Source organism: Kitasatospora cheerisanensis KCTC 2395 (assembly GCF_000696185.1).
Taxonomy (GTDB): Bacteria; Actinomycetota; Actinomycetes; order Streptomycetales; family Streptomycetaceae; genus Kitasatospora; species Kitasatospora cheerisanensis.
On record NZ_KK853997.1, the window covers coordinates 6,818,171 to 6,835,343 of the forward strand.

General features: G+C 74.0%; 19 protein-coding genes and 3 pseudogenes. 14 read left to right on the plus strand and 8 right to left on the minus strand.

What is annotated here, in order from left to right:
• Positions 1 to 11: 11 nt before the first annotated feature.
• Entirely contained in the window at positions 12 to 626 is a 615-nt protein-coding gene (locus KCH_RS30645; RefSeq protein WP_244305494.1) for a dihydrofolate reductase family protein, read from the minus strand.
• Positions 627 to 715: 89 nt separating this feature from the next.
• Positions 716 to 1,432: a hypothetical protein gene (locus KCH_RS30650; protein WP_035868325.1), complete on the minus strand. Its 717-nt coding sequence runs from the start codon at positions 1,430 to 1,432 to the stop codon at positions 716 to 718.
• A 150-nt stretch (positions 1,433 to 1,582) separates the two neighbouring features.
• Here KCH_RS30650 and KCH_RS30655 point away from each other — a divergent pair, with 150 nt between their 5' ends.
• Positions 1,583 to 2,017: an arsenate reductase/protein-tyrosine-phosphatase family protein gene (locus KCH_RS30655; RefSeq protein ID WP_035868328.1), complete on the plus strand. Its 435-nt coding sequence runs from the start codon at positions 1,583 to 1,585 to the stop codon at positions 2,015 to 2,017.
• 7 nt (positions 2,018 to 2,024) lie between these two features.
• On the opposite strand, the gene KCH_RS30660 is transcribed toward KCH_RS30655, so the two are convergent.
• Complete coding sequence (locus KCH_RS30660) at positions 2,025 to 3,200, minus strand: UDP-N-acetylglucosamine--N-acetylmuramyl-(pentapeptide) pyrophosphoryl-undecaprenol N-acetylglucosamine transferase (RefSeq protein ID WP_035868331.1); 1,176 nt, start codon at positions 3,198 to 3,200, stop codon at positions 2,025 to 2,027.
• Between the two features lie 115 nt (positions 3,201 to 3,315).
• Between KCH_RS30660 and KCH_RS46770 the strand changes: the two genes are divergently transcribed.
• From KCH_RS46770 to KCH_RS46780, 3 genes and pseudogenes are all read left to right on the plus strand, one after another.
• Positions 3,316 to 3,570: a hypothetical protein gene (locus KCH_RS46770; protein ID WP_051653631.1), complete on the plus strand. Its 255-nt coding sequence runs from the start codon at positions 3,316 to 3,318 to the stop codon at positions 3,568 to 3,570.
• A pseudogene (locus KCH_RS46775) lies at positions 3,540 to 3,917 on the plus strand (alpha/beta hydrolase fold domain-containing protein); the annotation flags it as partial. The gene KCH_RS46770 and the pseudogene KCH_RS46775, both read left to right, overlap by 31 nt.
• A 134-nt stretch (positions 3,918 to 4,051) precedes the next feature.
• Entirely contained in the window at positions 4,052 to 4,249 is a 198-nt protein-coding gene (locus tag KCH_RS46780) for an alpha/beta hydrolase (RefSeq protein ID WP_341865493.1), read from the plus strand.
• 6 nt (positions 4,250 to 4,255) lie between these two features.
• Here KCH_RS46780 and KCH_RS47440 read toward each other — a convergent pair whose 3' ends face one another.
• Entirely contained in the window at positions 4,256 to 4,552 is a 297-nt protein-coding gene (locus KCH_RS47440) for a pyridoxine 5'-phosphate oxidase C-terminal domain-containing protein (protein WP_425268920.1), read from the minus strand.
• A pseudogene (locus tag KCH_RS47445) lies at positions 4,480 to 4,635 on the minus strand (oxidase); the annotation flags it as partial. The gene KCH_RS47440 and the pseudogene KCH_RS47445, both read right to left, overlap by 73 nt.
• A 371-nt stretch (positions 4,636 to 5,006) precedes the next feature.
• Between KCH_RS47445 and KCH_RS30675 the strand changes: the two are divergent.
• From KCH_RS30675 to KCH_RS30700, 6 genes and pseudogenes are all read left to right on the plus strand, one after another.
• Entirely contained in the window at positions 5,007 to 5,954 is a 948-nt protein-coding gene (locus tag KCH_RS30675; protein WP_084224014.1) for a metal-dependent hydrolase, read from the plus strand.
• A 538-nt stretch (positions 5,955 to 6,492) separates the two neighbouring features.
• On the plus strand, positions 6,493 to 7,428 hold the full coding sequence (locus KCH_RS30680; protein ID WP_244305495.1) for a PDR/VanB family oxidoreductase: 936 nt from the start codon (positions 6,493 to 6,495) through the stop codon (positions 7,426 to 7,428).
• 3 nt (positions 7,429 to 7,431) lie between these two features.
• Positions 7,432 to 8,280, plus strand: coding sequence for a M24 family metallopeptidase (locus tag KCH_RS30685; RefSeq protein ID WP_035868338.1), 849 nt, complete (start codon positions 7,432 to 7,434; stop codon positions 8,278 to 8,280).
• The gene (locus KCH_RS30690) at positions 8,277 to 10,010 is read left to right on the plus strand and encodes an SDR family oxidoreductase (RefSeq protein WP_035868340.1); all 1,734 of its coding nucleotides are present in this window, start codon (positions 8,277 to 8,279) and stop codon (positions 10,008 to 10,010) included. Before KCH_RS30685 ends, KCH_RS30690 begins: the two co-directional genes overlap by 4 nt.
• Positions 10,011 to 10,082: 72 nt before the next feature.
• A pseudogene (locus KCH_RS30695) lies at positions 10,083 to 10,930 on the plus strand (DUF3626 domain-containing protein).
• A 6-nt stretch (positions 10,931 to 10,936) separates the two neighbouring features.
• Positions 10,937 to 11,584, plus strand: a complete 648-nt coding sequence (locus tag KCH_RS30700) for a LysE family translocator (protein ID WP_244305496.1) — start codon at positions 10,937 to 10,939, stop codon at positions 11,582 to 11,584.
• On the opposite strand, the gene KCH_RS30705 is transcribed toward KCH_RS30700, so the two are convergent.
• The gene (locus KCH_RS30705; protein ID WP_035868344.1) at positions 11,562 to 12,554 is read right to left on the minus strand and encodes a helix-turn-helix transcriptional regulator; all 993 of its coding nucleotides are present in this window, start codon (positions 12,552 to 12,554) and stop codon (positions 11,562 to 11,564) included. The two genes, KCH_RS30700 and KCH_RS30705, sit on opposite strands and share 23 nt — an antisense overlap.
• A 101-nt stretch (positions 12,555 to 12,655) precedes the next feature.
• Here KCH_RS30705 and KCH_RS30710 point away from each other — a divergent pair, with 101 nt between their 5' ends.
• Positions 12,656 to 13,321, plus strand: a complete 666-nt coding sequence (locus tag KCH_RS30710; protein ID WP_035868347.1) for an alpha/beta fold hydrolase — start codon at positions 12,656 to 12,658, stop codon at positions 13,319 to 13,321.
• A gap of 117 nt (positions 13,322 to 13,438) precedes the next feature.
• Positions 13,439 to 14,746: an NYN domain-containing protein gene (locus tag KCH_RS38070; RefSeq protein WP_063750207.1), complete on the plus strand. Its 1,308-nt coding sequence runs from the start codon at positions 13,439 to 13,441 to the stop codon at positions 14,744 to 14,746.
• Here the strand turns inward: KCH_RS38070 and KCH_RS41820 are convergent.
• Both KCH_RS41820 and KCH_RS30720 read right to left on the minus strand, forming a co-directional pair.
• Positions 14,737 to 14,892 (minus strand): hypothetical protein, encoded by a 156-nt coding sequence (locus tag KCH_RS41820; RefSeq protein WP_157032261.1) that lies wholly within the window; start codon positions 14,890 to 14,892, stop codon positions 14,737 to 14,739. The genes KCH_RS38070 and KCH_RS41820 overlap by 10 nt on opposite strands.
• Before the next feature lie 183 nt (positions 14,893 to 15,075).
• Complete coding sequence (locus KCH_RS30720) at positions 15,076 to 15,765, minus strand: FadR/GntR family transcriptional regulator (protein ID WP_051653633.1); 690 nt, start codon at positions 15,763 to 15,765, stop codon at positions 15,076 to 15,078.
• Between the two features lie 76 nt (positions 15,766 to 15,841).
• Here KCH_RS30720 and KCH_RS30725 point away from each other — a divergent pair, with 76 nt between their 5' ends.
• Together KCH_RS30725 and KCH_RS30730 are read left to right on the plus strand one after the other, a co-directional pair.
• A complete protein-coding gene (locus tag KCH_RS30725; protein WP_035868350.1) occupies positions 15,842 to 16,669 on the plus strand; it encodes a sterol desaturase family protein in 828 nt (275 codons plus the stop codon).
• A gap of 146 nt (positions 16,670 to 16,815) precedes the next feature.
• Positions 16,816 to 17,082 carry a WhiB family transcriptional regulator gene (locus KCH_RS30730; protein ID WP_035874547.1) on the plus strand — a complete coding sequence of 89 codons (267 nt, stop codon included), beginning with the start codon at positions 16,816 to 16,818 and terminating at the stop codon, positions 17,080 to 17,082.
• Positions 17,083 to 17,173 lie beyond the last annotated feature (91 nt).

Here is a 17,173-nt window from a genome sequence, read left to right on the forward strand (position 1 = left end):
GCGCGGTGGGGTCAGACCGAGCTGAGGATGCGGTAGCGGAGGTGGGTGACGGTGGGGGAGGGGATGACCTCGACGGGTTCCAGGGTGGCGCGGACGTCGTCGAGGAGGCGCTCGCCCGCGCCGAGGGTGACGGGGACGAGGTGCAGGACGAGCTCGTCGAGCAGGCCCGCCTGGAGGTACTGGCGGACGGTGGCGGCGCCGCCCGCGATCTCCACGTCCTGCTCGCCCGCGGCGGCGCGGGCCCGGACGAGGGCGGCCTCGATGCCGTCGGTGACGAACTCGAAGATGGTGCCGCCCTCCATCGGGAGCGGCTTGCGCGGGTAGTGGGTGAGGACGAACACCGGTGCGTGGTACGGGGGTTCGGGCCCCCACCAGCCGGTCCAGCTCTCGTCCCAGGCGCCCCGGCCCGGGTCGAACATGTTCCGGCCCATGATGTGCGCGCCGGTGTTGGCGTGCAGCGCGCCGAGGATGTGCGCGTCCTGCTCCCGCCCGGGCCGGTCGGACTCGAACATCCAGGAGGTCAGCGCCTCCCGCGCCCCCGTGCCGAACGGGTGCTCCAGGCTCTGGTCGGGCCCGGCGGTGAACCCGTCCAGCGAGATGGCCATGTTGGCGGTGACGACTCCCACGAGGGCTCCCGGTGGTTCGACGACGTGAGGGATGCTGCCAGAGGCGATGCTAGGCAGCCGCGCCGGAGATCCCCGGGAGCCACGAGCGGTCATCCCCTGGGCGGCGCGTCCTGCGGGGGGTCCTCCGGGAGCGCGGGCGGGTCGAGGACGACCCGGCGGTCGCTCGGATTGTCGGCGAGGAAGCGGACGGTGGCCTTCGCGCCGAGGCCGGGCGGCAGGTGCACCGGGAACTCGTAGCGGGTGCGGACGGTGGACTCCCCGTCCCCGCCGTCGGTGTAACGGAGCGTCAGGGGGACGGAGTTCCGGCCCCGGTGGTCGATCTCCTCCAGGGTCTTGCCCATCTCCACCACCACGGCCCGGCGGGTCACCGCCTCCTCGGCGAACCGCCGCTCGTACAGGGCCCGTTCGCGGGGCCGGTTGAGGGAGAACAGCCGGGAGGAGCGGTCGTTCCGGGCGGTGAACACGGCGCCGGCCGCGGCGGCCAGCGAGGCGAGCAGCGGCCAGCCGCCGGGCATCCCGACGGCCGCGCCCAGCGCGATCGTGACCACCGCGGCCAGGCTGGACGTCCAGCCGCCGAAGACCGGGTGGACGTGCTCCATGGTGTCCCGCCCGGCCGCCGCGAAGGCCATGAAGGCGGCGTACGTCATCGCCGCCACGGCCAGCGCGGCCGTCCTCCCGGGGTACACGTGCCCGGCGAGCCAGCCGCCGGCCAGGCCGATTCCCAGTGCGACCGCCAGGGACACCCAGCGCAGCCAGAACAGTCGCGGCCACGTCCCCGCCGCCGGAATCGAACGTCCGTTTTCCATGATCCCGGATGGTAGCCGTTCGTGCCTCAACCGGTCCGCCGCCGCCGCTCGTTGGAGTCAATCCGCAGCGCCGCCCCGGTGCGGCCGGCGGCCCCGGCGGGCCGGGCGGCGGAGGATCGGCAGTGACTCCGTCCACCCACGGGAGGTCCGATGACCACCAGCCCGCCGCCCCGGCGCATCCTCACCGTCTGCCTCGGCAACTACTGCCGGAGCCCGTTCGCCGCCCGGGTGCTCGCCGACCTCGGCGGCGCGGCGGTGGAGGTCCGCTCCGCCGGGCTGGCCGCCGCCTGGCAGGAGGCGCACCCCGAGATGGCCGCCGTCGCCGCCGTGCTCGGCTACGACCTCACCGGCCACCGGCCCACCCGGGTCAGCCGGGAGCTGATCGAGTGGGCCGACCTGGTGCTCGCCATGGACCAGTCCGTCCTGGACCGGCTCTACGCCCTCGCCGGCCCCGACAGCACCACCACCATGCGCCTGTACCTCGACCACGACCGGGACGTGCCCGACCCGATGGGCCGCTCCGCCGTCGAGTTCGCCTACTGCGCGCTGCTGATCGAGGCGGGCGCGGCCCGGCACCTGCCCTGACGCCGGGTCAGCCCCGGCGCGCCACCGACAGCAGGACGTCCACCAGGCGCTCCGCCGCGTCCGGGCGGCCGTGCTCGCGGGCGCGGGCCGCCAGCGCGGCGCGCCGGGCCGGGTCGTCGAGCAGCGGGCCGAGCGCCGCGCCGAGGTCGTCCGGGCCGACCGCGCCGAGCAGGGCCATCGCCGCGCCGGACTGCTGGAGGTGGGTCGCGTTGTGGGCCTGCTCGTTGCCCGCCGAGGACGCCAGCGGGACGAACACCGCCGCCTTGCCCAGCGCCGTCAGCTCCGCCAGGGTGCCCGCGCCGCTGCGGCTGACCACCACGTCCGCCAGGGCCAGCACGTCCGGGAGTTCGGCGCCCAGGAAACCGGTCAGGAAGTAGCGGCCCATCAGGTGCGCGGGCAGCTGCGCCGCCCGGGAGTGCAGCGCCGCCTCGTTCGCCGGGCCGCACTGGTGGACCACGTTGGCCCGCTCCAGCAGCCAGGGCAGGACGCCCGAGACCAGGTCGTTGATCTGCGCCGAGCCCTGCGCGCCGCCCGTGACGTACACCGTCGGCAGCGAGCGGTCGAAGCCGTACAGGCCCAGCGCCGCCACCGCCTTGTCCGGACGGCCCGCCAGCACGGCCGGGCGGACCGGGTTGCCGGTCACCGCCGCGGTGCTCCGGGCGGAGCCGGGCAGCAGCGGCAGCGTCGACTCGGAGGACACCGCGACCCGGGTCGCCGCCCGCGCCAGCACCTTGTTCGCCAGGCCCAGGCGCACCGTCTGCTCGTGCACCACCAGCGGCACCCGGCAGGAGCGCGCCGCCAGCCCGACCGGCACCGCCACGTACCCGCCGGTCGCCAGGACCACGTCCGGCTCGAAGCGGGAGATCAGCCGCCGGGCCTGCACCGCGCCCAGCGGCACCCGGCACATGTCCTTCACGTTCGCCGGCGAGACCAGCTTCAACGGGTTGCGGGACCGCCGGACCTTGCCGGTGGCGACCGGCTCGAAGCGGATCCCCTCCGCCGGCGCCACCCGCGCCTCCAGGCCCTTCGCGGTACCGATCCACAGCACCTCGACGGCCCGGCGCTCGGCGGCCAGCCGCTCCTGGAGCGCCCGCACCGCCGTCAGCGCCGGGTAGGTGTGCCCGCCCGTGCCGCCGCCCGTCACCACGAGCCGCAAGCTGCGGCGCCCCTGTTCGTCGACCACTGTCGTACCCCTCCGCGTCGAATCGATCACTGATTGCTTGATCCAGAGTGCACTCTTTCCTGGCGGACAGTCACATTTCGGCAGCCGGAGGGCTCCGGACGGAAGGTGGAGACGGATGCGCGAGGCGTACCTGGACCAGGAGTTGGCGGTGGCACTGGCGGCCCGCGGCGGGGTGCCCGCGCCGCTCACGGCCGATCGGCTGGCGCAGTGGCAGCAGGCCGACGCGGCGCGACGGCCGCGCCCGTCGCTCGCGGAGCTGGCGGCCGGCGGACGCTTCGAGGTGGGCGAGGCCGAGGGGCTGGTGTGGGCCGCCCCGCCGGGCCGGTCGGGCGGCTGCCGGTGCTCCACTACCTGCACGGGGGCGGACTGATCGGCGGCAACGCGCACGCCGTACTGCCGCGCGTGCTGCGCGAGTTGGCGGAACCGCTGGGCCTGGCGGTGGTCTCGGTCGAGTACCCCCTCGCCCCCGGCGCGCGGTACCCCGGGCCGCTGCACGCCTGCCGCGACGCCCTGCGCCGGACGGTCGCCGACGCCGACGCGCTGGGCCTCGACCCGACCCGGATCGTGCTCGCCGGCAAGAGCGCCGGCGGCGGGCTCGCCGCCGCCCTCGCCCTCCTGCTCCGGGACGAGGGCGGACCGCTGACGATCGGTCAACTGCTGCTCAGCCCGATGCTGGACGACCGCGGCGGAACGGCCTCCGCCCGCCAGCAGGCCGGCCACGACACCTGGGACGCCACCTCCAACGCCACCGCCTGGCAGGCCGCCCTCGGCCCCCGCCACGGCGCCCCGACCTCCCGCCGTACGCCGCACCCGCCCGGGCCACCGACCTCGCCGGGCTGCCACCCGCCTACCTGGAGGTCGGCTCCGCCGAGACCTTCCGCGACGAGGTGGTGGCCTACGCGGACACCCTCTGGCGGAGCGGCGGCCACGCCGAGCTCCACGTCTGGCCCGGCGCGGTCCACGGCTTCGACACCCTCGCCCCCGACGCGGCCGTCAGCCGCGCCGCGGTGACGGCCCGTCAGGACTGGCTGCGCCGCCTGCTGGGATGACGCCGGTCAGCCCGGGGCGTCGGTGGGGGTCCAGCCCGTGGACGTCCAGCCGCCGGTGGTGCGGGCGTAGCGCAGGCGCCGGTGGGCGCGGGACGGGGAGGCCTGCCAGAACTCGGCGGTGGTGGCGTGCAGGGCGTAGCAGCGGAGGGCCGGGGAGGGGGTGAAGCAGCCGGGGCCGGGCGGACGGGGCCGTGCAGGCGGACCTGGCGGCCGGGGGCGGGCCAGTAGACGGTGAGGGCGGCGTCCGGGCGGGCGGCGAACTGACGGGCCTTCGGGGAGTCCGGCTCGGTCCAGAAGTGCCAGGCGGCGGCGTCCCGGTCGACGTCGCGCAGGACCAGCACCCGGGCGTCCGGGCGGCCCCCGGCGTCGACCGTGGACAGCGTCATCACCTGCGCGTCCGGGACGCCCGCCGCGAGGGCGTCCCGCAGCCAGGCCGTGAACAGGGCCGCCGGATCGGCAGGGATGGCCGGGTCGGGGTCCGGGTAGGTGTCGGCCGCGAGGACCGGGTGGGCGAGCAGGGCCCGGAGCAGCGGGCCGGGTGCGGCGTCGCCCTCGCGGCGGGCGGGGTCGGTCGGGTCGGTCACGGTGTCTCCCGGGGTGGCTCGGGGTTCACCCTATCGAGCGGCTTATTAGACACAATGTTGATAAGAACCGTCGAACCCCTTGTCGGGCCCACTACCCGCGAGTAGTTTGCCCGTGTGCCCACCGGGCCCCACGCCTCCCCGAGGCCGGCCCGCCACCCGTCCCGCCCGTCGCCATGTCCACCCGCAGGTACAGGAGGCACCCCCATGCCCGCACCACCCCCTCCCGCAGCCTCCGGCCCGGGCAGCCCGCGTCCGTGCACGACAACCTCGTCCTCGAACCCCGCGACGTCCACTTCGACTGGTCGCAGCTGCCCCTGCACTGGATCCCCGACGAGCCGATGGCCACCCACACCATCAACGTCCTCCACCTGCTGCTCCCCGAAGGCGAACGCTGGTTCGTCAAGGTGTTCAAGGAGGCGCTGCCGCTGATCCGCGACGACCAGCTGCGCGAAGAGGTGCTCGGCTTCATCGGCCAGGAGGCGATCCACGCCGAGGCCCACCAGGAAGTCCTGGACCACCTGCTCGGCCAGGGCCTCGACCCGCGGCCGTACGTCCGCCAGATCACCTGGCTGTTCCGCCGCGTCCTCGGCGACAAGCCCGGGTTGACCTCCCGTCAGCACCGCGAGAACGTCATCGAACGGGTCGCCTTCATCGCCGCGATCGAGCACTTCACCGCGTTCCTCGGCAACTGGGCCCTCAACTCGCCCGGCCTGGACCGCGCGAAGGCCGACCCCACCATGGTCGACCTGCTGCGCTGGCACGGCGCGGAGGAGGTCGAACACCGGAGCGTCGCCTACGACCTGATGCGCCACCTCGACCCCGGCTACCTCCGCCGCGTCCGCGGCATGGCCGTCTCCGGACCGCTCCTGATCCACCTCTGGATCCGCGGCACCCGCTTCATGCTCGCCGCCGACCCGAGCCTGAACGGGAGCCTCGTCCCGACCTGGCGCGAGGCCCAGAAAGCCGCGAAGCGGGGACTGCTCCCCGAACCCGCCCGGTTCCTCCGCTCGGCGCTGCGCTACTTCAGCCCCAGCTACCACCCCACCAAGGAGGGCAGCTCCTCGCAGGCGCTGGCGTACTTGGCGAAGTCGCCCGCGGCGAGAGCTGCCGCGACGCACTGACGCCACGGGATGCGAAAGCAGGGGCGCAGACAGGTGCACAACCAGGGGCGCGGACAGGTGCACAACCAGGGGCGCGGGGAACTGCGCGAAGGGGGACGGGACTTCGGGAAGATCCGGGGTCTCGGGGCACCCTCGTCCTGGTGGCGGCCCCTCCGCGGACGGCCGGCCACGTGCAACTCGCTCCCGGTGCACGGATCTCACGGACGTGTTCCTCCCGCCTCGCGCAGTTCTCCCCCAGCCCTAGCGGGCCGGGCGGTACCCCCACGCGCCCCTGGATTCGCACTCGCCTGCGCCCCCGGTTGTGCACCTGCCCGCGCCCCCGGTTGCTCGTGCTCACGGTTGTGCATCCCTCTCGAAGACCCCCCCCTTCTCTCTCCGGAGTCGCCCCCCATGGATCTCGAAACCCCGCCGCCGGACCTGTACGGCCGTCCCCGGGTCGATCGGATGTTCGCGCGGTTGACCGCGTTCGGTGATTGGTACAGCCGGCGCTGGGCGGCCGGGGTTGCGGCGGAGTCCGCGCCGGGCGGAGTCGCGGCCGGTGCCGCCGCTGTACCTGGTGGTGACGTCGCATCAGGTGGTGGCGGAGGACGTCGTGGAGGTCCGGCTCGCCGACCCCTCGGGGGGAAGGCTGCCGGAGTGGCAGCCGGGTGCGCGGGTGGTGGTGACGCTGCCGTCGGGGCGCGAGCGCCACTACTCGCTGTGCGGGGATCCGGCGGACCGGCACGGGTACCGGGTCGCGGTGCGGCGGATCGCCGACGGCGGCGGCGGGTCGGTGGAGGTCCACGACGAGCTGCACGTGGGGGTGCGCCTGCGGGTGCGCCGCCCGCGGAACGGGTTCGCGTTCTGCGGGGAGCCGAAGGTGCTGTTCCTGGCCGGCGGCATCGGCATCACGCCGCTGCTGCCGATGGCCCGGGCCGCCCAGCACGCAGGCATCGACTGGAAGTTGATCCATCTCGGCCGGACGGCCGCCGCGCTCCCGTTCACCGCCGAGCTGAAGGCGCTCGACCCGAACCGGGTCGAGATCCGCACCGACGACGTGCACGGCCTGCCGGACGCCGCCGAGCTGCTCTCGCACGCGGCGCGCGACGCCGCGGTCTACGTGTGCGGCCCGGCGCCGATGCTGGGCGCGGTGCAGCGGGCGCTGGACGCGTCGCCCGCGGCGTCCCTGCACTTCGAGCGCTTCGGGGCCGCGCCGATTGTGGACGGGAAGCCGTTCGCGATCCGGCTGGGCGCGGACGGCGAGCGGGTGACCGTCCCCGCAGACCGCTCCGCGCTGGACGTGGCACGGGAGTTGAAGCCGGACCTGGCCTACTCGTGCAAGCAGGGCTTCTGCGGGACGTGCGTGCTGAAGGTGTCCGCCGGGACGCCCGAGCACCGTGACCGCAGGCTGACCGAGGAGCAGCGGGCCGAGGGCCTGGTGCTGCCGTGCGTGTCCCGAGCCGCCGAGGGCGAGACCCTCGTCCTGGAGGTGTAGACGATGGCCCAGAAGCAGCTGCCCCGGTTCCCGTTCGAGGAGCGGGACCTGGCGCGGTTCCGGGAGGTCCAGCAGCTGGCCTACCACTGCGCGGAGCAGGTCGCGGCGTGGATCGAGCCGGGCGTGACGGAGCGTCAGGCCACCGCCAGGCTGCGGCGCAGCCTGGTGCAGGCCGGGGTGCAGGACTTCTTCCACGTGCCGTTCGCCTGGTTCGGCGACCGGACCGCGTTCCGGCACTTCCACACCCCGCTGCAGTTCTTCGCCGGCTCGCGGGTGCTGAAGGAGGGCATGCCGTACGTGCTGGACTGCGCGCCGGTGGTGGACGGCTACACGGCCGACATCGGGTACGGCGGCAAGGTCGGCGAGAACGCGGTGTGGGACCGGCTCGCCCAGGACCTGAAGGTGTACCGGGAGTTGATCCTGCGCGAGGTGAAGGCGCGGAAGACGCTCTCCGAGGTGTACGCGGCGGTGGACGCGCAGATCGCCGAGCACGGCTACGACAACCGGCACCAGGTCTACCCGGGCCGGGTGATCGGCCACCAGGTCACCAGGATGACGGCCCGCGGCCCGGCGGGGGTGAACCTGTTCGGGTTCGGCGTGCGGACGCTCCAGACGCTGGGCCGCGAACTGGTGAAGGAGCGCCTGGAGGGCCGCTCCCCGCTGTGGGCCGGCGGCCGGGCCTCCCGGCACGCGCCGACGCCCGGACTGTGGGCGGTGGAACCGCACATCGGCTTCCGCGAGGTGGGCATCAAGTTCGAGGAACTCCTCGTGGTCACCGACGACGATGTGTACTGGCTCGACGACGACCTGCCGCACGTGCGGCGCTGGGCACTCCTGGAGGATGCAGCATGACCGGCCGCAGCACCGAGATCCGCCGCCGCACCGTCGACTCCGGCGGGCTGCGGCTCGCCGTCTACGAGCAGGGCGACCCGGCGAACCCGACCGTGCTGATGGTGCACGGGTACCCCGACGACCACAGCGTCTGGGACGACGTCGCCGCCGACCTCGCCGCCGACCACCACGTGGTGCGCTACGACACCCGCGGCGCCGGCGCCTCCGGGGTGCCCGCCCGGCGGGAGGACTACCGGCTGGAGCTGCTCGGCCAGGACCTGTTCGCCGTCGCCGACGCCGTCAGCCCCGACCGGCCGGTGCACGTGGTCGCGCACGACTGGGGCAGCGTGCAGTCCTGGGAGGCGGTCACCGCCCCCGGCTCGTACCGGCGGATCGCCAGCTACACCACGATGTCCGGCCCCGGCCTGGACCACATGGGCCACTGGATCCGGCACCGGCTGCGCCGCCCGACGCCCCGTCACGTCTCCCAACTGCTGCGCCAGGGACTGCACTCCTGGTACATCGGCCTGTTCCACCTGCCGGTCCTCGCGCCCGCCGCGTGGAAGCTCGGCCTGGCCCGGCTGTGGCCCCGGGTGCTGAACGACCTGGAGGCCGTCCGCCCGCGCCCCGGCCACCCGCAGCCGACGCTCGCCAAGGACGCCGTGCACGGCATCGAGCTGTACCGCGCCAACATGCGCCCCTCGGTGGCCAAGCCGCGCGAACGCCGCACCGAGGTGCCCGTCCAGCTGATCACCCTTCAGCGCGACAACTACGTCTCGGAGTTCCTCTCCGAGGGCCTGGAGCAGTGGGCGCCCCGGCTGACCCGGCGCACCCTGAACGCCACCCACTGGTCGGCGCTGCTGGAGAAGGGCCCGTCGGTCGCCGCGATGGTCCGCGATTTCGCCGCCCGCGACCACGGCGCGCTGCGCCAGGAGCCGTCCGGCACCGGCGAACTGGTGGTCGTCACCGGCGGCGGCAGCGGCATCGGCCGGGCCACCGCGCTGGCCTTCGCCGACCAGGGCGCCCGGGTGGTGGTCTGCGACCGCGACCTGCCCGCCGCGCAGCGCACCGCCGAACTCTGCGCGCTGTCCGGCGTCAAGTCCGGCGCGTACCAGGTCGACGTGAGCGACGGCGCGGCCGTGGACGCCTTCGCCAAGCAGGTCGCCGCCGACTTCGGCGTCCCCGACGTGGTGGTCAACAACGCGGGCATCGGCCACTCCGGGACCTTCCTGCAGACCACCGAGGAGGAGTGGCGGCGCATCCTGGACGTCAACCTGTGGGGCGTCATCCACGGCTGCCGCGCCTTCGGACAGCTGATGGTCGACCAGGGCCGGGGCGGACACATCGTCAACCTGGCGTCCGCCGCCGCCTACCTGCCGTCCAAGGTGCTGGCCGCGTACGCCACCTCGAAGTCCGCGGTGTTCATGCTGTCCGACTGCCTGCGGGCCGAACTCGCCGCGCACCGGATCGGCGTCTCCACCATCTGCCCCGGCATCGTCAACACCAACATCACCCGCACCTCCACCTTCTCCGGCCTGGGCGAGGAGGAGCAGGCCGCCCAGCAGGCCCGGGTCTCCAAGATGTACGCCCGCCGCGGCTTCCCGCCGGAGAAGGTCGCCGCCGAGATCGTCCGCGCCGTCCGCACCGGCAAGGCCGTCGTCCCCGTGACGGTCGAGGCCAAGGCCGCCCGCCTGCTCGGCCGGCTCAGCCCCGGCCTGCTCCGCAAGGCCGCCCGGTTCGACATCGGCTGACCGCCCGTCAGCAGCTCGTGCGGCGCGGCCGGGGCGAAAACCGGCTGCGTCGCACGGGCGTCCGGGGCGAGAATGCGCCGCATGGACACGCCCGAAACCCGAGCCCTGCGGCACGTCGCCGCCCGCAGCAGCGGCGGCCCGCTGCCCGCCGGGCTCGACGTCACGCTCAACTTCCACCCCGACCGGGCGGGCACCGACGGCGTGCCGATCCTCGAATCGCTGGCCCGGGACGGCGTCTACCGCTCCCAGTTCTCCACCGGCACCAGCAACGGCGGCCTCACCGCCCACCCCGGCGGCGACCGGTGGGCCTGGGAGAGCCGGATCTTCGGCGGCGCCTACGACGACGCCCCCGCCGACCGCCGCCCCGTCTACGGCGCGCTCAACCACCTGCGCAGCCCCTACGGCGGCGCACCCCGGTTCGGCTCCGCGCACTTCCGGCTCGCCCCCGCCGCCCTGCACCGGGCCACCTTCTGCTACCCCGACAGCGTCTTCGAACCCGAACACTTCGGCACCGCCGAAGCGACGGCCCTGCTCGCCGTCGCCGAGGCCGACGAGCAGGACCTGCTGGACGCGTACGTGGAAGCCCAACTGCACGGCCCCGTCCGGCTCTCCGACCACCTCGACGCGCTGGTCCTCGACCCCTGCTACCGCGGCACCCCGTCGAGACCGCCGCCCGCGCCCTGCCCTGCCGCCTCGAATGGCACCCCGGCCACCGGCTCACCGCCGACGAACTCGCCCACCGCGCCGACCTCGCCGAGTACCGCGGCCCGCACATCGCCGCCCTCGGCGCGGCCGTCGCCCGGGACGGCGTGCTCGACCCCGCCGCGATCGGCGCCGCCGTCCGCGAGGGCCGGCACGACCCGCAGGAACTGAAGCGGGTGTGGCACTGCCTGGCCCGGTTCGGGCGACCCGTAGACTGACAGTCCATGGATCTGACAGCCATGGCCGCCCCCCTCGCCTCCTTCGCGCTCGTGGTGGGCCTGCTCACCCTCACCCCCGGCGTCGACACCGCCCTCATCCTCCGCACCGCCGCCCTCGGGCAGCGCCGCCGCGCCTGGGGCGTCGTCCTCGGCATCCAGACCGGCACCATGATCTGGGGCACCGCCTCCGCGGCCGGCCTCAGCGTGCTGCTCACCGCGTCCCGCCTCGCCTACGAGACGCTGCGCTGGGCCGGCGTCTGCTACCTGCTGTGGATGGGCGTCCAACTGTTCCGCGACCGGCACCGGGAACCGGCCGCCGAGGACGCGCCGTCGGCGACCGGGCAGGGCAACGGCGGCGGCCTGTGGGCCGGTTGGCGGCGCGGCACGGTCACCAACCTGCTCAACCCGAAGGTCGGCGTGTTCTACGTCGCCGTGCTGCCGCCGTTCATCCCGGCCGGCCAGCCGCACCTGCCCGCCGGCGTCCTGCTCACCTCCGTGCACGTGCTCGAAGGCACCCTGTGGTCCGCCGTCCTGATCGGCTTCGCCCACACCCTGCGCACCTGGCTGCGCCGGCCCGCCGCGCGACGCCTGCTCGACCGGGTCACCGGCACCGCCGTCCTCGGCTTCGGCGTCAAGCTCGCGCTGACCGACTGACCTCCCCGTCCGCCGGGTCCGCCACCGCGGCGGCCAGGCGGGCGGCCGCCGCGGCGACCGCCGAGCGCAGCTCGGCGCCGCCCAGCACCCGGAAGCCGAACGGGACGGCGGCCAGCCACTCCTGGGCGTACATCGCCGGATTGCGGGTGCTGCCGCGCAGCACGCACCGGTCGCCGAGCGCCTCCAGCCGGCCCATCGGGGCGCCGATCCACGGGGCGACCCGCTCCAGCGGGGCGTCGAACACCACGTGGGTCGGGAAGGCCCAGCCCGTGCCGAGATGCGCCTCCAGCACCGCCACCGGATCCAGGTCGTCCGGCATCCGGAAGGCCCTCCTGGTCTCCTCCGCCGACCCGATCCGGTCGATCCGGTAGGTGCGCACGGCGTCCGAACGGTGCGAGTGGCAGAGCAGGTACCAGCGGGCCCGCCGCACCACCACCGCCCACGGATCCACCTCCGCCCGCCACTCCTCGCCCGCCCCGCTCCGGTACGTGATCACCGCCCGCCGCCGCGCCGCCACCGCCTCCACCAGCGTGTTCGTCACCGCCGGATCCGCGTACACCGCCCACGGATCCGGCGCGGCGGCCGCGTGCTCGCGCAGCGCCGCCGCCTGCCGCCCGACCTCCTCCGGCAGCACCCGCACCACCTTGTCCAGCGCCGAACCCACCGGATCCCCCGGATCGGTCGCGGCCGGCCGCCCGTCCAGCACCGCCATCACCAGCCCCAGCGCCTCGGCCTGAGTGAACGTCACCGGTGCCAGCCGCGTCCCGCGCCGCAACCGGTACCCGCCGTGCGGGCCGCGCTCCGACTCCACCGGCACCCCGGCCTCCCGGAGGATCGCCACGTACCGCCGCGCCGCGCGATCCGTCACGCCCAGCCGCTCCGCCAACTCCTCCGAGGTGGTGCCCGGCCGGGCCCGCAGGATCTCCAGCGTGCGCAGCGCCCGGGCGGTCGGGCTGGTTCCGGTCGACATGCCCGGCAGCCTAAACGGATCACCGTGCAATCAGGAAGCCGATCGTCCTGAACCGCTCCTAGCCTTGACGTCGTACCCCTTCCCACCTGTGGAGCTCACTCATGGACATCCTGCTGATCGGCGGCCTCTGGCTGGACGGCACCGCCTGGGACGCCGTCATCCCGACGCTGCGCGAACTCGGCCATCGCCCCCGGGCCCTGACGCTGCCGGCCACCGCCTCGACCACCCTGGACGACCAACTCGCCGCCGTCCTCTCGGCGGTGGACGCCACGACCGGCCCCGTCCTGCTGGTCGCCCACTCCGCCGCGTGCACCCTCGGATGGCTGGCCGTCGACGCCCGCCCCGAACGGATCGCCACGCTCGTCCTGGTCGGCGGCTACCCGCAGGAGGACGGCCGGCCCTACGCCGAGTTCTTCGACATCCGCGACGGCTTCATGCCGTTCCCCGGCTGGGCCGCGTTCGAGGGCCCCGACAGCGCCGACCTCGACGAGAGCCTGCGGGAGCGGATCGCCGCCCACGCCGTCCCCGTCCCCGAGCAGGTCGCCCGCGGCCTGGTCCGCTTCACCGACCCCCGCCGGCACGACGTCCCCGTCATGATGGTCTGCCCCGAGTTCACCCCCGCCCAGGTCCGCAGCTGGGTCGCGGAGGGCCGGGCCCCCGAACTCGCCGCCGCCAAGCACGTCGAGTACCACGACTTCGACTCCGGCCACTGGCCGATGCTCACCAAGCCCACCGAGCTGGCCCGGCTGCTCCACGCCTTCGCCTGACCTGCACGACCACGCGGCGCGCGGCTCCGACGCGGATATGCTCCCCGGACCGGTGTCATGGCCGCCCGGACCACTCGGTCCGGGCGGCTCCGCGAGGTGATCAGTGGAGGTGGGGAATTGAGCAGAGAACCGTTCAACGGCGGCAATCTGACGATCAAGTCCGCATTGTTCGTGGACTTCGACAACATCTATCTGGGGCTTCGCAACATCGACCCGGACGCGGCGGAAGCGTTCGCCACCCGTCCGGACCGGTGGATGAACTGGCTGGAAGGCGGAAGCGACGCCGCCGAATCCGGCCAGGGCGCCCCGACCCGCCGTTTCCTGGTGCGGAACGTGTACATCAACCCCGACGCGTTCGCCAAGTACCGCGCCTTCTTCACGCGGAGCGGATTCCGGTCGATCGACTGCCCGCCCCTGACCTCCCGGGGAAAGAACAGCGCGGACATCTACATGGTGCTCGACATCATGGACGCCCTCGCGGACGACACCCGCTACGACGAATTCGTCATCATGTCCGCCGATGCCGACTTCACTCCGGTGCTTCAGCGGCTCCGGGCCAAGGACCGGTGGACGACCGTGGTCGCGGCCGGCTTCAGCGCCGCCGCCTTCCGCGCGACGTGCGACGTGTTCGTGACGCCCGAGCAGCTGGCCGCGGCCTCGCGTTGGGACGACGAGTTCCAGGCGCCCGAGGCACCGGTCGACAGCGATGCCGAGCAGCTCGCGGTCGTCATCCCGCAGCAGGGCGGCGGCGAGCAGCGCGAGGCCGTGGTCAAGGAGATCTACCGGGTGGTCCGGGCGGCGCCCCGCCCGCTCACCTCGGCCGCGGTGGCCCAGGCGGCGCTCAACATCGATCCCACCATCAAGGATTCCGCCTGGTACGGGTCCGGGAGCTTCGGCGGCTTCGTGAAGGCCCACTGCCGGGACCTCGAATACGTGGCGGCGCCTCCGGGCTACATCTTCGATCCGACGCTGCACTTCTTCGAGGACAAGAGCGGCCGGGCGCAGCTTCCCCGCCTCCTTGCCCACGTGAGTGAACTGATCGGGGTGCCGGCCTTGCAGCCGGAGGCCTATGCGCTGCTGTTCGAAGTCCTCGCCCAGGACCTGCAGAGCGCCGCGTTCAAGCTCTACCCGACCTCGAAGCGGGTGCGGGACGAGACGGAGGCGCGCGGGAACGCCGTCAACCGGAACGCCGTCAACTTCGTTCTCAACGGGCTGGTCTACGCGGGCCAGCAGCTGGACGGCGGCGTCACGGCCGAGGCCCTGGCCGGCGCGTGGGTGGAGAACGTCTACAAGCTGTGCGCGAACGCCCGGATGTCGCTCTCCGACGGCGACCGGGAAGTCATCCGCCGGTGGATCACCGGCGGCGACATCAGCGAGTTCGAGGGGGAGCCGGTGAGCCACGCCGGCACCGGAGTTCACGCCTGAGGACGCCGCCGGCGCGGGTGCCGGCGCCGCCGACGCACCGCCCTGGCACGCAGGGTGCGGCGGGCGGCGGAGCCCGCGCCGACGGTGAGGGCGACGGCGAGGCCGGCCAGGAACTGCGGCAGGACGGCGTGCCAGAGCCCGTTCACCGGGCGGCCGCCGGCAGCACCTGGAGGTCGCGGGTGCGGTGGTCGGCGGGCTGGTCGGCGAGGGCGGGGGTCATGCTCGGCTCCTTGTCGGGGTCCGGGGTCCGGGGTCAGGTTCCTTCACCTTCGGGGCCCGGGCGGGGACGGTTCCGACAGAGAATCTCGGAGCGGATGCTGTGAGCCGCGTCACCTCGGGGGGATCGAGGAGTTGAGCAGGCGGCGGGCGGTCTCGCCGGCCGCGGGTGCGTCGCCGCGGCGGATCGCGTGGGCGATCTGCTCCAACTCGTCCGCGCGGCGCGACTCCTCGCGCAGGGCCGTCATGAAGTCCTTCGCGGCCGGGGAGTCGCCGATCGCGTCGAGGCCGGCCAGGAGGGTGTTGAGGGCGAGCCGGTACGGGAGGGAGTCGGTCCCGGCGACGAGGGCGGTCCAGTAGGCGGCGCTGCCGGCGGCGAGTTCGGCGTCGGGCATGGCGGCGTCCGGGAGCAGGTCGAGCAGGGCGGCGCCGACCCCGGGGGAGCGTTCGGCGCAGAGCCGGGCGGCGTCGGCACCGATGCAGGCGCGCAGTTCGAGGACGCCGGTGGTGGCCTCGTGGTTCAACCGGCCGGGGCCGGCGACGAGTTCGGGGAGCAGGTCGAGGCCGGCGTGGTCCGGGATGTTCAGCACGCGGGTGGCGCCGCCCTGTTGGACCTCGACCAGGCGGGCCTGCTGGAGGCGCTTGATGGCTTCCCGGACGGCGTGGCGGTTGGCGCCGAAGGTCTCGGCGAGTTCCCGTTCGGACGGGAGGGCGCCGGTGAGCGTGCCGTCGAGGATGGCGTCCATCAGTTGACGGTGGATCTGGCCGGAGAGCGGCATGGCGCCCACGGGACGGAGGTTCACCCCGGCAGCATAGCGGGACGGGCAATCCCTCATTACTGATTGTCTGGTTGGACCAGTAACCCTATGCTCCCGGCTCATGGACCTCGCATCGCTCGTGCTCTGGCTCTCCGCGCCGGTGTTCCTCCTCGGCATGCTCGTCGAGCTGTTCGTGCTCCGCCGACGGCGGCTGCCCTGCTACGACCGGCGGGACGCGCTGCTGAACATCGCGTCCGCCGTCGGCAACCAACTGGTCGCCGCGCCATGGGCGGTGGTCGAGGCCGCGGTGCTGCTGCGGCTGCACTCGGCGGTCCCCTGGCAGCTCGACGGATGGCCGGCCTGGGTGGCCGGGATGCTCGCCGTGGACTTCGCGTACTACTGGTTCCACCGCGCGCACCACGAGATAAGGGTGCTCTGGGCGGTGCACGTGGTGCACCACAGCAGCGAGAGCTACAACCTGTCGGTCGCGCTGCGGCAGCCGTTCCTGCTCGCCGTCACCGCGCTGCCGTTCCTGCTGCCGGTGGTGCTGGTCGGCGTCCGCCCGGAGGTGCTGACGGCCTGCTTCGCGATCAACCTGGTCTACCAGTTCTTCGTCCACACCGAGGTGGTGGACAAGCTGTGGGCGCCCGTCGAGTTCGTGTTCAACACCCCGAGCCACCACCGTGCCCACCACGGCTCGCAGGGGCAGTACCTCGACAAGAACTACGGCGGCATCCTGATCGTCTGGGACCGACTGTTCGGCACCTTCGAGCCCGAGGGCGAGCGGGTCCGCTACGGCCTGACCAAGAACATCGGCACCTACAACCTCCTGCGCGTGCAGACCCACGAGTTCGCCGCGATCGTCCGGGACGTGCTCGGCGCCCACCGCTGGTCCGACCGCATCGGCTACGTGCTGCGCGGCCCGGGCTGGGCGCCCGGCGCCCGGTAGCGCGCCCGGGGAGGAGTGCGCGCAGCGGGCGGGGCGGGTGCGTCGTCGGGCAAAGCGGGGCGGGCGGGGGTTCCTACGGTGGGAGTCGAATCCGAGGTCGACTTCGAGGAGCGCACCGTGCCCGACCTGAACCCGGCGTGCCCGCGATGAAGCCGCCGATCACCGAACCGCTGCTGAGCCAGTGGGAGTGGCAGGCCCGGGCGGCCTGCCGGGGGATGGACAGCTCCGTGTTCTTCTCGCCGCCCGGCGAGTCGGGCGCGGACCGCCGCCGGCGCGAACGGCGGGCCCGGTCCGTCTGCCGGGTCTGCCCCGTACGGGCCGACTGTGCGGCGTTCGCCGTGCACACCCGCGAGGCCTTCGGCGTCTGGGGCGGGCTCACCGAGTCCGACCGCGGCGTCGTCCGGCCCCGCTGACGCTCCGTCCGCGCTGACGGCCCGTCCACGCCGACGCCCGTCCTCCCGTCATCTCGATCGGAGATGACAGTTGTCGCCGATCATCGCGCCC

Coding starts and splice junctions, on each gene's coding strand:
- KCH_RS30650 (WP_035868325.1), bottom strand. CDS start 1,432: ATGGAAAACGGACGTTCGATTCCGGCGGCGGGGACGTGGCCGCGACTG.
- KCH_RS30655 (WP_035868328.1), top strand. CDS start 1,583: ATGACCACCAGCCCGCCGCCCCGGCGCATCCTCACCGTCTGCCTCGGC.
- KCH_RS46770 (WP_051653631.1), top strand. CDS start 3,316: ATGCGCGAGGCGTACCTGGACCAGGAGTTGGCGGTGGCACTGGCGGCC.
- KCH_RS30675 (WP_084224014.1), top strand. CDS start 5,007: ATGTCCACCCGCAGGTACAGGAGGCACCCCCATGCCCGCACCACCCCC.
- KCH_RS30685 (WP_035868338.1), top strand. CDS start 7,432: ATGGCCCAGAAGCAGCTGCCCCGGTTCCCGTTCGAGGAGCGGGACCTG.
- KCH_RS30690 (WP_035868340.1), top strand. CDS start 8,277: ATGACCGGCCGCAGCACCGAGATCCGCCGCCGCACCGTCGACTCCGGC.
- KCH_RS30700 (WP_244305496.1), top strand. CDS start 10,937: ATGGATCTGACAGCCATGGCCGCCCCCCTCGCCTCCTTCGCGCTCGTG.
- KCH_RS30705 (WP_035868344.1), bottom strand. CDS start 12,554: ATGTCGACCGGAACCAGCCCGACCGCCCGGGCGCTGCGCACGCTGGAG.
- KCH_RS30710 (WP_035868347.1), top strand. CDS start 12,656: ATGGACATCCTGCTGATCGGCGGCCTCTGGCTGGACGGCACCGCCTGG.
- KCH_RS30725 (WP_035868350.1), top strand. CDS start 15,842: ATGGACCTCGCATCGCTCGTGCTCTGGCTCTCCGCGCCGGTGTTCCTC.
- KCH_RS30730 (WP_035874547.1), top strand. CDS start 16,816: ATGAAGCCGCCGATCACCGAACCGCTGCTGAGCCAGTGGGAGTGGCAG.